This is a genomic window from Rathayibacter sp. AY1F6 (genome assembly GCF_002932035.1).
Classification (GTDB): domain Bacteria; phylum Actinomycetota; class Actinomycetes; order Actinomycetales; family Microbacteriaceae; genus Rathayibacter.
In genome coordinates, this window is record NZ_PSVD01000001.1 from 147577 (window position 1) to 160536 (window position 12960).

Sequence of the window (12960 nt, forward strand, 5' to 3'; positions counted from 1 at the left end):
TAGCGATCATAGGTCGGACCTCGGGCGCGCGAGCCGGGCGACCGGGTCCAGCGCCGAGCGCGGCACGACCGACGCGAGCACCCGACGACCGGCACCCGCGGAGCCGCGGAGCGCGGCGGCCACGGCGGTCGCGTCGTCCCACGCCTCCGACTCGCTCGCGGACGGCGAGTAGCGCCGGCGCTCGACGCGCTCCCGGAGCCCCTGCAGACGTGCCGCCGCTCCGGGGTCGAGGGCGGGAGCCATGCGGGCCTCCTGCGCGCGCGGAGACTCCGTGTCCTCCACGGGGACGCCCAGGTCGCGGGCGGTCGCCAGCAGCTCGGCCCACGCGGCCTCGACGGAGCCGGAGCGCGCGGACCGGCGCCGCAGCGCGCGCTGGACGGCGCGCATCAGCCAGGGGACGAGCACGAGCAGCAGGAGCAGCACCCAGAGCGTGGCCGCGGGAGCCGCCGTGGTGCTCGAGGCGCCGACGGCACCGGGGGTCGGCGTCGCCGACGCGGCCGTCGGAGTGGGTGTCGCGGCGGGAGCGCTGGTCGCACCGGGCGCGGTGGTCGCGGTCGAGCCCGGGGCGGTGGGGCCCGAGGACGCCGTCGCGCTCGGCAGGGTGTAGGAGGCCGGAGCGCCGCGGCTGGGCGTCGGCTCGAAGGGCAGCCAGCCGACTCCCTCGAAGTACAGCTCGGGCCAGGCGTGCAGGTCGGAGGAGAGGACGCGGTAGGTGGTCAGGTCGCTGCCGCCGGAGGGCACGACGGAGCCGGGCTGGTAGCCGATGGCGAGCCGCGACGGGATCCCGAGCTCGCGCGCCATCACCGCCATCGCCGAGGCGAAGTGGACGCAGTAGCCCTCCTTCGTCGTCAGGAACGCCGAGAGCACGCCGACTCCGTCGCCGTCGTAGCCCTCCTCCGCGGGGGTGTCCTCGGAGTAGCGGAACTCGGACGAGCGGAAGTACGTCTGCAGCGCGCGCGCCCGGTCGTAGGCGGTCGGAGCCTCCGCCGTGACCTCCTCGGCGGTGGTGCGGACGATCTCGGGCACGTCGTCGGGGAGCGAGAGGTACCGGTCGACGCCGGACGGCGCGGGCGCGGCGAGCAGCTGCTGCGGGTCGGGCTCGAGCCGCAGCGCCTGCACCTGGTAGTCGTCTCCGGAGCGGGTCGTCGCGTCGCCGCGGATCGAGCCGTCCTGCACGTCCTGGAGCCAGCCGTCGCCGACGCCCGTCAGCGACGAGACCGGATACGGCACGGGGAGCCACTGGCTCCGCAGCGTCTCCACCGAGACGTCGACCTCCTCCGCCTCGCGCGGCACGCTCTCGGAGAGCCCCTCGGGCGCGATCGGCGCCTCGATCGGAGCGGTCTGCTCCGTCTCGCTCGGCGCCCAGTCGTCACCGTCGAAGTCCGAGACGGTCAGCACGCGGAGGTAGACGGGCAGGTCGGAGTCGGTGGCGTAGCGCAGCACGGTCACGGGGTTCGGGCGGCGCAGGTCCGCGCCGAGAGCGACCACCGGGTCGATCGCGCCGTTGAAGAGGCTGCCGGAGACGCCCGAGGGGGCGGTGGTGCGCGCGTAGCCTGCCGCCGACCCGGCGACGACTCCCGCGCCCAGGACGACGACGGTCACGGCCGCGAAGGCGGGCAGCACGGCCGCGGCCGCGCTCGGGCCGCTCGGGCGGCGAGGGGCGGCCGTGGCGGCGAGCACGCCCGCGTAGGCGAGCGCAGTGACGACGAGGCTCGCCCAGGACACCTCGGAGGGGTCCACGATCGCCGGCACCGCGAGCAGCGCCGCAGGGAACAGACCGGCCAGGGCGGGGAGGCGGACGGAGAAGGCGAACAGGTCGGCCGCCCAGGCGAGCACGACCACCCCGCCGATCAGGAGGAACGAGATGCCGTCGTCGGCGATGGCCGGGAGCCCCTGCTGGGCGATGGACTGGAAGCCGCCCTGCGCGAGCGCCTCCGCCTGCGCGACGGCGCCGGGCGTGGGGATCACGAACAGCAGGGCCCGACCGGGCACGAACATCGCGGTCAGCACGCCGACCATCGTCAGCGTGCCGAGGATCGGCGGGACGACGGGGTGCACGCGCAGAGCCCGGGCGGCGGCCGGGACGCCGAGCACCACGGCGACCGCGCTCGCGAGGAGCACCAGCCAGTCGACGCCGACGAGGAGCCGCCCGATCCCGGCGGCGGCGGCCGTGATCGCGAGGAAGAGCAGACCGCTCAGAGGAGCCGACCCGGCGCGCGGATCGCTCTCGACGCGGCGGCTCACGCCACCACCCGCAGAGCGAGAGCCTGCGCCCACGCCTCCTCGACGGAGGCACTCGGGTCGACGGACACCGCGTACCAGCCGAGCGAGGCGAGAGCCGCCTCCTCCTCAGCGGTGCCGGCGACGACGAAGGCGATCGCGGGGCGCGACTGCGCGGCCAGGGAGCCGAGGGCGTCGAGGTCCGACTCGAGGAGTCGGGTGAGGACGGCGAAGACCGGTCGCACTCCCCCGGTGTCGCGCATGTCGGCCGAGATCCGGGTCACCGCGTCGACCGACTCGCGCGAGGGCGCCAGCTCGGCCAGGCGCAGCAGCACGTCGTGCGCCACCTCGCGCTCGTCCTCCGAGTGCTCCGGCTCGCCGTCCGCACCCGTCTCGACGAGGTGGGTCTCGAAGCCGCGGTCGAGCAGGTGCACGGCGAGGGAGGCCGTCATCGACACCGCCCACTCGAGCCGGTCGTCGCCGCGCCGCTCGAGCACGCGCTCGGCCCGGGTCTCGAGGAGGATCCACGCGTGCGGATCGGTGTTCTGCTCGTCCTGGCGGACCATGAGCTCACCGGAGCGGGCGCTCGCCCGCCAATGCACCCGGCGCATGGCGTCCCCCGGGCGGTAGTCGCGCGGGATCACGTCGTCCGTGCCGGCGCCGGCCGTCGCGTGCGCGACCGGGCTCGATCCGCCTGCTCCGTGCGCGTCCAGGACGTCGCTCTGGAGCGGCACGACCCGCGGAGTCACGACGAACGGCTGCGCAGCCCCCACGACGCTCTCGCGGAGCGCGAGCCCGAGGCCGTCGCCGCGCACCAGGCGCAGCGGGCCGATGCGGTGGATCCCGCGCCGCTCGGCGGGCAGACGGTAGCGGGCGCGCACGCGGCCGCCCGACGGGACGCCCGGCAGCCCGAAGACGCCCTCGGCGACCGGCCGGCCGACGACGACCCCGCGCTCCACGCGCTCGAGCCGGTCGTGGGCGCGCGCCCCGCTGCGGACGGCGCGGCCGCGGTTCTCGAGCAGCACGTCGACCTCCACCACGTCGCCGGCCGCGACGGTCTGGGGAGCGAAGCGGCGCTGCACTCGGAACGACGCCGGCGCCAGGAGCAGGGAGACGAGCGCGCCCAGGGGCAGGCCCAGCAGCACCAGGCCGACGAACAGCAGCTCGCGGAACTCCGACAGCGGCGCGATCACCACTCCCGCGACGCCCAGCAGAACGAGCGCCCAGCCGCGCAGCGTCAGCGCGACCCCGCGGAGCGCGGGCAGACCGCCGAGACGGGACGACGGCGTCTCGGCGGCGCGGGCCTCAGTCGCCACGGTTGCCGAAGGGGACGGGGGTGGCCGCGACGATGCGCTGCACGATCTCGGTGACCGAGTGCGAGGATCCGGCGCCGGAGCGGCCGGGGAGGCGCGTGGCGGGCAGGAGGCGGTGGCCGAGCACGGGGACGGCGAGCGCGTCGACGTCGTCCGGCACCACGAAGTCGCGGTCGCTGAGGGCGGCGAGAGCCTTCGCGGCGGCGATCAGCTGGAGCGTGGCGCGCGGGCTCCCCCCGAGCCGCAGCTCGGGGTCGACCCGCGTGGCCTGCATGATCGCCACCACGTACTCCTGCACGGGTGGTGCGACGTACACGGAGCGCACGTAGGCCATCATCCGCTCGAGCTCGGCGAGGCCCACGACGGGCCGCAGCTCCTCGAGCGGGCTGGCCGAGTCGCGGGTGCGGATCATCTCGAGCTCGGCGCGCTCATCGGGGTAGCCGAGCGAGAGGCGGGCCATGAAGCGGTCGCGCTGGGCCTCGGGCAGCGAGTAGGTGCCCTCCATCTCGACCGGGTTCTGCGTCGCGATCACGGCGAAGGGGCGCGGGAGGAGGTGGGTGGTGCCGTCGACCGAGACCTGGCGCTCCTCCATGCACTCCAGCAGCGCCGACTGCGTCTTGGGCGAGGCCCGGTTGATCTCGTCGCCGATCAGGATGTTCGCGAAGACCGGGCCCGGCTTGAACTCGAAGTCGCGGGTCGCCTGGTTGTAGACCGAGACCCCCGTGACGTCGGAGGGGAGCAGGTCGGGCGTGAACTGGATGCGCGCGACGCTGCCGCCGACCGAGGCCGCCAGCGACTTCGCCAGGACCGTCTTGCCGGTGCCGGGGACGTCCTCCATCAGGAGGTGCCCACCGGCGAGGAACACCGTCAGCGCCATCGAGACCTCGGCCGACTTGCCGTCGATCACGCGGGTGAGGTTCCCGAGGACGGCGCCGCAGTGCGCCGTGAACTCCTCGCGGGTCAGGGGCGTCTCGGGAGCCGCTCGGCGGCCGACAGCGGAGCGGGTGTCTTCGAGCGACGTCATAGCTAGGGATTCTCGCAGTCCTGACGGGAAAAGGGTCCAGGTTCCGAGAGTTCGCAGTGTGCCGCCAGGCGGGAGCGCGCGGCGGCCGCCGGACGCCGTGGGCAGGGGTGCCGCCCTATGCTCGATCCGGTGACCAGGATCATCGCCGGATTCGCCGGCTCGCTCACCCTCCGGGTCCCGCGCGCGGGCACCCGCCCCACCAGCGACCGCGTGCGCGAGGCCGTCTTCTCGGCCCTCGAGGCCCGGGACGCCCTCGACGGCGCGACGGTGGTCGACCTCTACGCGGGCTCCGGCGCCCTCGGGCTCGAGTCGGCCAGCCGCGGAGCGAGCGCGGTCGTCCTGGTCGAGCGCGACCCGAAGGCCGCCCGGACCGCGGGCGAGAACGCACGGGCGATCGTGACCGCGGCTGCCAAGAACAAGCGGCCCGCCCCGCGGATCGAGGTGGTGACCGGCTCGGTCCGCTCCTTCCTCGACGGGTCCCCGGCCCTCAACACGGACACGGTGTTCCTCGACCCGCCCTACGACCTCGGCGAGGACGACCTCGCCGCCGATCTCGCCGGCGTGCTGCCGCTGCTGCGCGAGGACGCGGTGGTCGTCGTGGAGCGGAGCTCCCGCAGCCCGGAGCCGCGCTGGCCCGCGGGTCTGGAGCGGGAGCGGAGGAAGGACTACGGCGAGACCACGATCTGGTGGGCTTCACCGGCGTCGCCCGTCTCGCCCGCTTCCTCCGCGGCCGGCTGACCGGCCTCAGCCCGCCGCGCCGTCCCAGCCGAGGTACGGGTCCCAGCCCCCGCGCCCCTCGAGCGCGACCCCGCCCAGGCGCACCTCCGGGTCCCCCTCGCGGACGACCCCGAGCGGGACGAAGCCCTCCGGCAGCGCCGCGGCGGGCGGGAAGCACGCGAGCATCGCGTGGTCCTCGCCGCCTCCCAGCACCAACGCCCTCGCCAGGTCGAGGTCCACGCCCTCCACGCCCGTGAGCCCGCGCGCGTGCACGTCGACCGCCGCGGCATCGAGGTCGATCGCCACTCCGCTCGCACGCGCCATCCGACGGGCGTCGAGCACCACGCCGTCCGAGACGTCCATCATCGCGGTGGCGGTCCCGCCCGCGGCCTCGCCCGCGGAGATCGGCGCGGTCGGGCGCAGCTGCGCCTCAAGGAGGGACGGATGCCGCTCGCGGAGCCGGGCGGCGAGGTCGGCCGACGGCTCCCCGTCCCGCCGCGCCTGCTCGAACAGCAGGCGCAGCCCGAGCCCCGCTCGTCCCAGCGGACCGGCCACGGCGAGCACGTCCCCCGGCCTCGCACCGCTGCGGAGCACCGGCGGTCGTCCGTCGAGCGAGCCGAACGCCGTGATCGAGAGCGTCAGCGTCGCGGAGGCGGACAGGTCTCCCCCGACGACTCCGCATCCCGGCGCCATCGCGGCGCAGCCGGCGGCGAGGCCGCCCGCGATCCCCTCCAGCACGTCGACGCCCAGCGACTGGGGTGCCGCGAGCGCGACGACGAGCCCGGTGGGACGGGCCCCCATCGCCGCGACGTCGGCGAGGTTCGAGGCCGCCGCCTTCCAGCCCAGGTCCGCCGGGCGCGACCAGGCCAGCCGGAAGTCGGGGCCGTGCACCATCATGTCCGTGGTCACCACGAAGCGGCCGTCGGGAGCGCGCAGCACCGCGCAGTCGTCGCCGGGCCCGACCAGGGTCTCCGCGCCCGGGCCGCCGAGCCGGGCCAGCACCCTCGCGAGCACCTCGCCCTCGCTGAGCTCGGCCAGGGTGGGACTCCGATCCTCTGCCATGGTTCACACGCTAGCGTTGACGGCGATGTCCCCCCGCCGACTCCGCTCCCCCCTTCTCGCCGCCGCCGCCGTCCTGCTGCTCTCGGGCTGCTCGGCCAGCGTCGCCCTCGAGCCCGCCGCCGATGCGACGAGCACCGGCTGCGCGGAGGTCTCGGTGCGCCTGCCCGACGTGGTCGCGGAGCAGCCCGAGCGCGAGACGAACGCTCAGGGCACCGCCGCCTGGGGCACCCCGGCCGCCGTCATCCTCCACTGCGGAGTCGAGGTGCCCGGCCCGACGACGGACCTCTGCGTGAACGTCAGCGGAGTCGACTGGATCATCGACGAGACGCAGAAGGACGAGGACATCTACACGCTGACCACCTACGGTCGCGATCCCGCGGTGGAGATCACCGTCGACCAGAGCCGCGCGTCCGGATCCTCCGCCGCGCTCGACCTGGCGAACGCCGTCTCCTACGTCCCGCAGACGCGCGAGTGCACCGACGTCTCGGACGCCGACACCCTCGATCCGACGGACACGCCCACCGGCTGAGCTTCAGCGTCAGACGCCGAGGGCTCGACTCGCTGCGGTGAGCGCACCATCGGAGGTCGCCCCCAGCTCGCGCGCGCGGGACGCGAACACGGCGGCCGCGGCCTGCAGCTCGCGCTCCAGCGCGTCCACGCCTCCCGCGACGACCGTGCCCGCACGGCCGCGCGTCTCGACCAGGCCCGCCGACTCCAGCTCCCGGTAGGAGCGGGCGACCGTCCCCGCGGCGACGCCCAGCGTCTCGGCCAGCGCGCGCACCGGCGGCAGCCGCGTGCCGACCGGCAGCTCGCCCGCGGCGATCAGAGCGGTGATCTGCTCACGGATCTGCTCGAAGGGCGCCGCGGCCGCGCCCGCCTCGACGCGGAGCGCGAGCGCCGACGTCATCGGGCGGCGACCGGGACGCGGTCGAGCGCCGAGTCGAGCAGCTCGCTGATCAGGTCCGGGTAGTCCACGCCGCTCGCGCCCCACATGCGCGGGAACATCGAGACCGGCGTGAAGCCGGGCATGGTGTTGATCTCGTTGACGACGAAGCCGTCGACGGTGAGGAAGAAGTCGACCCGGGCGAGGCCCTCGGCTCCGATCGCGTCGAAGGCGCGGATCGCGAGGGACCGCATCTCGGAGAGCTCGCCGTCGGTGAGATCGGCCGGGCAGACCAGCTCGATGCCGGACGCCCCGAGGTACTTCGCCTCGAAGTCGTAGAAGCCGCGGCCGGTGACGACCACCTCGCCGGCGACGGAGGCGCGGGCCGGAGCACCGCGGCGGCCGCCGAGCACGCCGATCTCTACCTCGCGGCCGACGATGCCCGACTCGATCAGCACCCGCGAGTCGTGCGCGAACGCCTCCTCCAGCGCGGCCTCGAGCTGCTCGCGCTCGTCGATCCGGCTGACGCCCACGCTCGAGCCGGCCCGCGCCGGCTTCACGAACGCGGGCAGGCCCAGCTCGTCGAGGGCCGAGGAGGCGTCGCCCGGGTCGGCGCGCCACTCCGCCTCGGTCACGAGGTACCAGGGCGCCACCGCGAGGCCCGCGGCCCGCAGCACCGTCTTGGTGAAGTGCTTGTCCATGCCGAGCGCCGACGCGAGCACGCCCGAGCCGACGTAGGGCAGCCCGACGAGCTCGAGCATCCCCTGGACGGTGCCGTCCTCGCCCCACGGGCCGTGCAGGATCGGCAGCACCACGTCGACCTCGCCGAGCGAGCGCGTCGCGCCGTCCTCGGTCGTCACGGTGAGCTCACGCGAGAGGGCCGACTCCGGCCAGCGCACACGGGAGCCGTCGTCCTCGACGCGGGGCAGCGACGCGGCATCGAGAGCGAACTTCTCAGGACGGTCCTCCTCGAGCACGAAGGCGCCGTCGGAGGTGATCCCGACGGTGATCACCTCGAAGCGGTCACGGTCGATCGCCCGCAGCACCCCGGCCGCCGTTGCGCAGCTGATCGAGTGCTCGCTGGAGCGCCCCCCGAACAGAACGGCCACGCGGAGCTTGCTGGTCATCGAGGTTCCTCTCACCCTGTGGCTCGTCCGAATCCGTGGTCAGGTGCGGCGCGATGTCCTTCGGATCGAGCGTACCGGCGAGCACCTGCGACACCTGCTCGACGATGGGCATGTCGACTCCCCTGGCGCGCGCCAGCTCGAGGACCGGCGCGACGGAGGCGAGCCCCTCCGCCGTCTGCTGCATCGACTTCACCACGTCGGTGAAGCTGTAGCCCTGGCCGAGCAGGCGCCCGGCCGTGTTGTTGCGCGAGAGGGACGAGCTCGACGTCGCGATGAGGTCGCCGAGCCCAGCGAGTCCGGCCATCGTCTCGGCCTGTCCGCCGTACGCGACCGCGAAGTCGGTCATCTCGGCGAGACCGCGCGTGATGATCGATGCCTTCGTGTTCTCGCCGTAGCCGACGCCGTCGACGATGCCGATCGCCACGGCGATGAGGTTCTTCAGCACGCCGCCGAACTCGGTGCCGATCACGTCGGTGTTGACGTAGGAGCGGAAGTAGCGGTTGGTCGCCGCGAGAGCCACCTCCTGCGCGGTGACGAGGCTCTCGGAGGCGATGACCGCCGCGGTCGGCTGCTCCTTGGCGATCTCGAGGGCGAGGTTGGGCCCGGAGGCGACGGCGATCCGGTCGAGAGAGACCGGCAGCATCTGCGCGATCACCTCGCTCATCCGCTGGCCGGTGCCCTTCTCGACGCCCTTCATCAGGCTCACCAGCACCGTGCGCTCGGTGAGGAACGGCGTGATCGCCTCGAGGTTGCTCCGCAGCGACTGCGACGGGATGGAGAGGTAGACGTGGTCCGCGCCCTCCAGCGCCTCCTCGATGCGCGGCGTGGCCCGGATGTTGCGCGGGAGGTTGATGCCGGGGAGGTAGTCGCTGTTGCGCTTGGCCTCGGTGATCTCGCGGGCCAGCTCGGCGCGGCGCGCCCACATCACGACGTCGGAGCCGCCGTCGGCGAGGATCTTCGCGAACGTGGTGCCCCAGCTGCCGGCGCCGAGGACGGCGACGCGGCGGGGCACGGGGATGGGCGCCTTCCTACTGCTCGGACTCAAAGCGACCCGTGCCCTTCTGGTTGTGCTCGGAGGGGTTCCAGCGCTTCTCGGGCGCCGCCTCGCCGCGCAGCTCCTCGAGCAGGGCGGTGATCGCCGCCATCACGACCGCGGAGGCCTCGTTGAGTGTGGCGGAGTCGAGGCTGCGTCCGCGGAAGGCGGACAGGTCGACGGGGTCGCCGACGATCACGTCGACGCGCTTGCGGCGGAAGAGGGTGATCCGCTTGGAGTAGCGGCCCATCAGCTGCTGCGCACCCCAGTGCGCGACCGGGACGACAGGCAGGCCGTACTGCAGCGCCATCCGCACCGCTCCCGTCTTGCCGCGCATCGGCCAGAGCTCGGGGTCGCGGGTGAGGGTGCCCTCGGGGTAGATGATGACCGAGCGGCCCTCGTCCACGAGAGCCTTGGCGGTCTTCAGCGGCTCGCTGCCGCGGACCGAGCCCGAGCGCTCGACGGGGATCTGCCCGGAGCCGCGCAGGATCGAGCCGAGCACGGGCACCGAGAACAGCGAGGCCTTGGCGAGGAAGCGCGGTGCGCGGCCGGCGCGCCACAGGGTCCAGCCCGTGATGATCGGGTCGATCTCGCTGTAGTGGTTCGGCGCGAACACGAAGGCTCCGGTGCTCGGGATCTTGTCGCCGTTCCGGATCCGCAGGTCGACCGAGGCGGTCATCACGGGGATCACCGCCGCCGCGAGGAACCAGAAGATGGACGGACGGCTTCGCTCAGACACCCGCCCATCCTCGCATCCCGCATCGGAGGGGCCGCGTCCCCACGCCCGGGAGCAGCGGGGCCCCGCGGTGGGAGGAGCGGCCCGGCCGCCGGGTACGGTACCGGCACGCCCCGTCCGCGTCGCCGCCCGTCGCCGTGGGACGCCGTCGGCCGAGCGCTCGGCCGCCTCGCCGACTCGCCGATCGCGCAGTCCGGCCTGGTGCTCCTGCTCGTGTGGGGAGTCGTGCTGCTCGCCACGCAGGCCGGACGCGACGCGGCCGCGCTCGGCGACGGCCTCCTGCTGACGCTCGCGGTCCTCGTCGGCGGCTCGGCGGCCGTCGCCCTCGTGATCGGTGGGGTCGACGCCCTCTGGCGCGTGGCGGTGGCACCGCTCGCCCACGTCGAGGCGGAGGCGACCGGCGGCGTCGCGGTCCTCGGACGCGGCCGGCTCGGAGCGGGCCTCCGTCGTGTCGAGCCGCGGTTCCCGCTGCCGACGCTGCGGCCCTACGCGGTGGTCGTGCCGCGCCGCCGGGGACTGACCGTCTCCTTCGGCGACTGGGGCGTCGTCGTGCCCTGGGCGCGGATCGCGCGGCTGGAGCGCCGGTGGGTGCTGGTGGGCCTGCGTCCGCGCGAGGCCCTCGAGGTCGTCCTGGCCGGCACGCGGCGCGGACGCCTCACGCTGGTCCTGGTCGAGTCGCCCGGACCGCTGAGCCTCCGGCCCGCGCCGGAGACGACGCTCGCGCTCCTCGAGAAGCGGATCCGGGGACGCCTGGAGGAGGACGCGGAACTGCCCGCGTGGGGCGCGCCCGGGCGCGACAGGACCCCGGGCCGCTGAGGACGGTCGTCCTCAGCGGCACCGGGGTCCCGGTGGGCGGCTACGCGTCGAGCGAGAAGTCGGCGCCCAGCAGCTCGAGCTTGGTGAGGAAGTTCTCGTAGCCGCGGCTGATGATGCCGACGTTCGAGACCGTCGAGGTGCCCTCGGCCGAGAGCGCCGCGATCAGGTGCGAGAAGCCGCCGCGCAGATCCGGCACGACGATGTCGGCGCCGTGCAGCTTCGAGGGTCCCGAGATCACGGCCGAGTGCATGAAGTTGCGCTGCCCGAAGCGGCAGGCCTGCCCGCCGAGGCACTCGCGGTGGATCTGGATGGTCGCGCCCATCTCGACGAGCGCGTCGACGAAGCCGAAGCGCTGCTCGTAGACGGTCTCGTGCACGATCGAGACGCCCTTGGCCTTCGTGAGCGCCACGACCAGCGGCTGCTGCCAGTCGGTCATGAAGCCGGGGTGCACGTCGGTCTCGATGATGACCGGCTTGAGCTCGCCGCCCGGGTGGTAGAAGCGGATGCCGTCCTCGGCGATCTCGAACGCGCCGCCGACCTTGCGGAAGACGTTGAGGAAGGTGGTCATCTCCTGCTGGCGGGCGCCGCCGACGAAGATGTCGCCGTCGGTCGCGAGGGCCGCGGCCGCCCAGGAGGCCGCCTCGTTGCGGTCGAAGAGCGCGCGGTGGGAGTAGCCGGTGAGCCGGTCCACGCCCTCGATGCGGATCACGCGGTCGGTGTCGACCGAGATGATGGCGCCCATCTTCTGCAGGATGTTGATCAGGTCCATGATCTCGGGCTCGATCGCCGCGCCCGAGAGCTCGGTGATGCCGGAGGCGCGCACCGCGGTCAGGAGGACCTGCTCGGTCGCTCCGACGCTCGGGTAGGGCAGCGACACCTTGGCGCCGTGCAGGCCCTCGGGTGCCGACATCCGGATGCCCGAGGGCAGCTTCTCGACGACGGCGCCGAAGTTGCGCAGCACCTCGAGGTGGTAGTCGATCGGGCGGTCGCCGATGCGGCAGCCGCCGAGGTCGGGGATGAACGCCTCGCCCAGGCGGTGCAGCAGCGGGCCGCAGAAGAGGATCGGGATGCGGCTGGAGCCGGCGTGCGCGTCGATGTCGGCGAAGTGCGCGGACTCGACGTTGGAGGGGTCGAGGATCAGCTCGCCCACCTCGGCGCCCTGCTTCACCTTGACGCCGTGGACTTCGAGCAGGCCCTTCACGACGCGGACGTCGCTGATGTCGGGCACGTCGCGGAGGGTGGAGGCGGTCTCGCCGAGCAGCGCCGCGACCATCGCCTTGGTGACCAGGTTCTTGGCCCCCTTGAGCTCGATCCGGCCCACCAGCGGTCGCCCGCCGTTGATGGTGATCCGCTCGGTCGTCATTCCCACCCGTGCTCCCGACGCCTTGGCGTCCTGCAGGGCCTTGGCGTCCTGAAGAAGTGTGTTCACGCTATTTCACCGGCAATGTCTTGGGCCGCCAGCTCTCGCGGCGGGTCTCGAATTCGGAAATGAGCGCTTCGTCGCGCAGGGTCAGGCCGATGTCGTCCAGGCCCTCGATCAGGCGCCATCGAGTGTAGTCGTCGATCTCGAAGTCGAAGGTCTCGCCACCGGCGGTGACCGTACGCGCAACCAGATCCACCGTCGGTTCTATTCCCGGGGTGCCCTCGATGATCTCCCACAGCCGCTCGACGTCGGGCTCCGAGACGACGGCCGCGAGCAGTCCCTGCTTGCCGGCGTTGCCCCGGAAGATGTCGCCGAAGCGGGGGGAGATGACGACCCGGAAGCCGAAGTCGCGCAGCGCCCAGACGGCGTGCTCGCGGCTGGAGCCGATGGCGAAGTCGGGGCCGGCGACGAGGATGCCGGCGCCGCGGTAGCGCTCCTGGTTGAGGACGAAGTCCGCGTCCTGCCGCCAGCCGTGGAAGAGCGCGTCCTCGAAGCCGGTCTTCGTGATGCGGCGGAGGTAGATGCCGGGGAGGATCTGGTCGGTGTCGACGTTGGCGCGCTTCAGTGGCGCGGCGAGGGCCGTGACGGTCTCGAACTTCTGCACGG

General features: G+C 73.7%; 13 protein-coding genes. 3 read left to right on the forward strand and 10 right to left on the reverse strand.

Annotation, left to right across the window (positions count from 1 at the left end; genetic code table 11):
- Positions 1-6: 6 nt before the first annotated feature.
- From C5C44_RS00695 to C5C44_RS00705, 3 genes are read right to left on the reverse strand one after another with little or no spacing between them, the layout of a single operon-like run.
- Positions 7-2244 carry a DUF3488 and transglutaminase-like domain-containing protein gene (locus C5C44_RS00695; RefSeq protein WP_104246549.1) on the reverse strand — a complete coding sequence of 746 codons (2238 nt, stop codon included), beginning with the start codon at positions 2242-2244 and terminating at the stop codon, positions 7-9.
- Positions 2241-3536 carry a DUF58 domain-containing protein gene (locus C5C44_RS00700; RefSeq protein WP_104267002.1) on the reverse strand — a complete coding sequence of 432 codons (1296 nt, stop codon included), beginning with the start codon at positions 3534-3536 and terminating at the stop codon, positions 2241-2243. Before C5C44_RS00700 ends, C5C44_RS00695 begins: the two co-directional genes overlap by 4 nt.
- Positions 3526-4557 (reverse strand): MoxR family ATPase, encoded by a 1032-nt coding sequence (locus C5C44_RS00705; protein ID WP_104225624.1) that lies wholly within the window; start codon positions 4555-4557, stop codon positions 3526-3528. Before C5C44_RS00705 ends, C5C44_RS00700 begins: the two co-directional genes overlap by 11 nt.
- Before the next feature lie 129 nt (positions 4558-4686).
- On the opposite strand from C5C44_RS00705, the gene C5C44_RS00710 reads away from it, so the two are divergent.
- Complete coding sequence (locus tag C5C44_RS00710; protein WP_104223136.1) at positions 4687-5295, forward strand: RsmD family RNA methyltransferase; 609 nt, start codon at positions 4687-4689, stop codon at positions 5293-5295.
- Between the two features lie 6 nt (positions 5296-5301).
- Here the strand turns inward: C5C44_RS00710 and thiL are convergent, their stop codons facing one another.
- A complete protein-coding gene (gene thiL / locus C5C44_RS00715) occupies positions 5302-6336 on the reverse strand; it encodes a thiamine-phosphate kinase (protein WP_104225623.1) in 1035 nt (344 codons plus the stop codon).
- Positions 6337-6361: 25 nt separating this feature from the next.
- Between thiL and C5C44_RS00720 the strand changes: the two genes are divergently transcribed.
- Positions 6362-6865, forward strand: a complete 504-nt coding sequence (locus C5C44_RS00720) for a DUF3515 family protein (RefSeq protein ID WP_104223096.1) — start codon at positions 6362-6364, stop codon at positions 6863-6865.
- Positions 6866-6874: 9 nt separating this feature from the next.
- Here the strand turns inward: C5C44_RS00720 and C5C44_RS00725 are convergent, their stop codons facing one another.
- From C5C44_RS00725 to C5C44_RS00740, 4 genes are read right to left on the reverse strand one after another with little or no spacing between them, the layout of a single operon-like run.
- The gene (locus tag C5C44_RS00725) at positions 6875-7243 is read right to left on the reverse strand and encodes a GntR family transcriptional regulator (protein WP_104223095.1); all 369 of its coding nucleotides are present in this window, start codon (positions 7241-7243) and stop codon (positions 6875-6877) included.
- Positions 7240-8346, reverse strand: a complete 1107-nt coding sequence (locus tag C5C44_RS00730) for a D-alanine--D-alanine ligase family protein (RefSeq protein ID WP_104335082.1) — start codon at positions 8344-8346, stop codon at positions 7240-7242. Before C5C44_RS00730 ends, C5C44_RS00725 begins: the two co-directional genes overlap by 4 nt.
- Positions 8243-9358 carry an NAD(P)H-dependent glycerol-3-phosphate dehydrogenase gene (locus tag C5C44_RS00735; RefSeq protein WP_181132641.1) on the reverse strand — a complete coding sequence of 372 codons (1116 nt, stop codon included), beginning with the start codon at positions 9356-9358 and terminating at the stop codon, positions 8243-8245. Before C5C44_RS00735 ends, C5C44_RS00730 begins: the two co-directional genes overlap by 104 nt.
- A 16-nt stretch (positions 9359-9374) precedes the next feature.
- Positions 9375-10118, reverse strand: coding sequence for a 1-acyl-sn-glycerol-3-phosphate acyltransferase (locus C5C44_RS00740; protein ID WP_244229445.1), 744 nt, complete (start codon positions 10116-10118; stop codon positions 9375-9377).
- A gap of 198 nt (positions 10119-10316) precedes the next feature.
- Here C5C44_RS00740 and C5C44_RS00745 point away from each other — a divergent pair, with 198 nt between their 5' ends.
- Positions 10317-10931 carry a hypothetical protein gene (locus C5C44_RS00745; RefSeq protein WP_104324182.1) on the forward strand — a complete coding sequence of 205 codons (615 nt, stop codon included), beginning with the start codon at positions 10317-10319 and terminating at the stop codon, positions 10929-10931.
- Between the two features lie 40 nt (positions 10932-10971).
- Here C5C44_RS00745 and murA read toward each other — a convergent pair whose 3' ends face one another.
- Entirely contained in the window at positions 10972-12294 is a 1323-nt protein-coding gene (gene murA, locus C5C44_RS00750; RefSeq protein ID WP_181067970.1) for a UDP-N-acetylglucosamine 1-carboxyvinyltransferase, read from the reverse strand.
- A gap of 67 nt (positions 12295-12361) precedes the next feature.
- On the reverse strand, positions 12362-12958 hold the full coding sequence (gene leuD / locus C5C44_RS00755; protein ID WP_104324183.1) for a 3-isopropylmalate dehydratase small subunit: 597 nt from the start codon (positions 12956-12958) through the stop codon (positions 12362-12364).
- Positions 12959-12960 lie beyond the last annotated feature (2 nt).

Bases quoted from the DNA above. Each gene is read 5' to 3' on its own strand.
- C5C44_RS00705 (WP_104225624.1), bottom strand. From the start codon at position 4,557: ATGACGTCGCTCGAAGACACCCGCTCCGCTGTCGGCCGCCGAGCGGCT.
- thiL (WP_104225623.1), bottom strand. From the start codon at position 6,336: ATGGCAGAGGATCGGAGTCCCACCCTGGCCGAGCTCAGCGAGGGCGAG.
- C5C44_RS00720 (WP_104223096.1), top strand. From the start codon at position 6,362: ATGTCCCCCCGCCGACTCCGCTCCCCCCTTCTCGCCGCCGCCGCCGTC.
- C5C44_RS00725 (WP_104223095.1), bottom strand. From the start codon at position 7,243: ATGACGTCGGCGCTCGCGCTCCGCGTCGAGGCGGGCGCGGCCGCGGCG.
- C5C44_RS00730 (WP_104335082.1), bottom strand. From the start codon at position 8,346: ATGACCAGCAAGCTCCGCGTGGCCGTTCTGTTCGGGGGGCGCTCCAGC.
- murA (WP_181067970.1), bottom strand. From the start codon at position 12,294: ATGACGACCGAGCGGATCACCATCAACGGCGGGCGACCGCTGGTGGGC.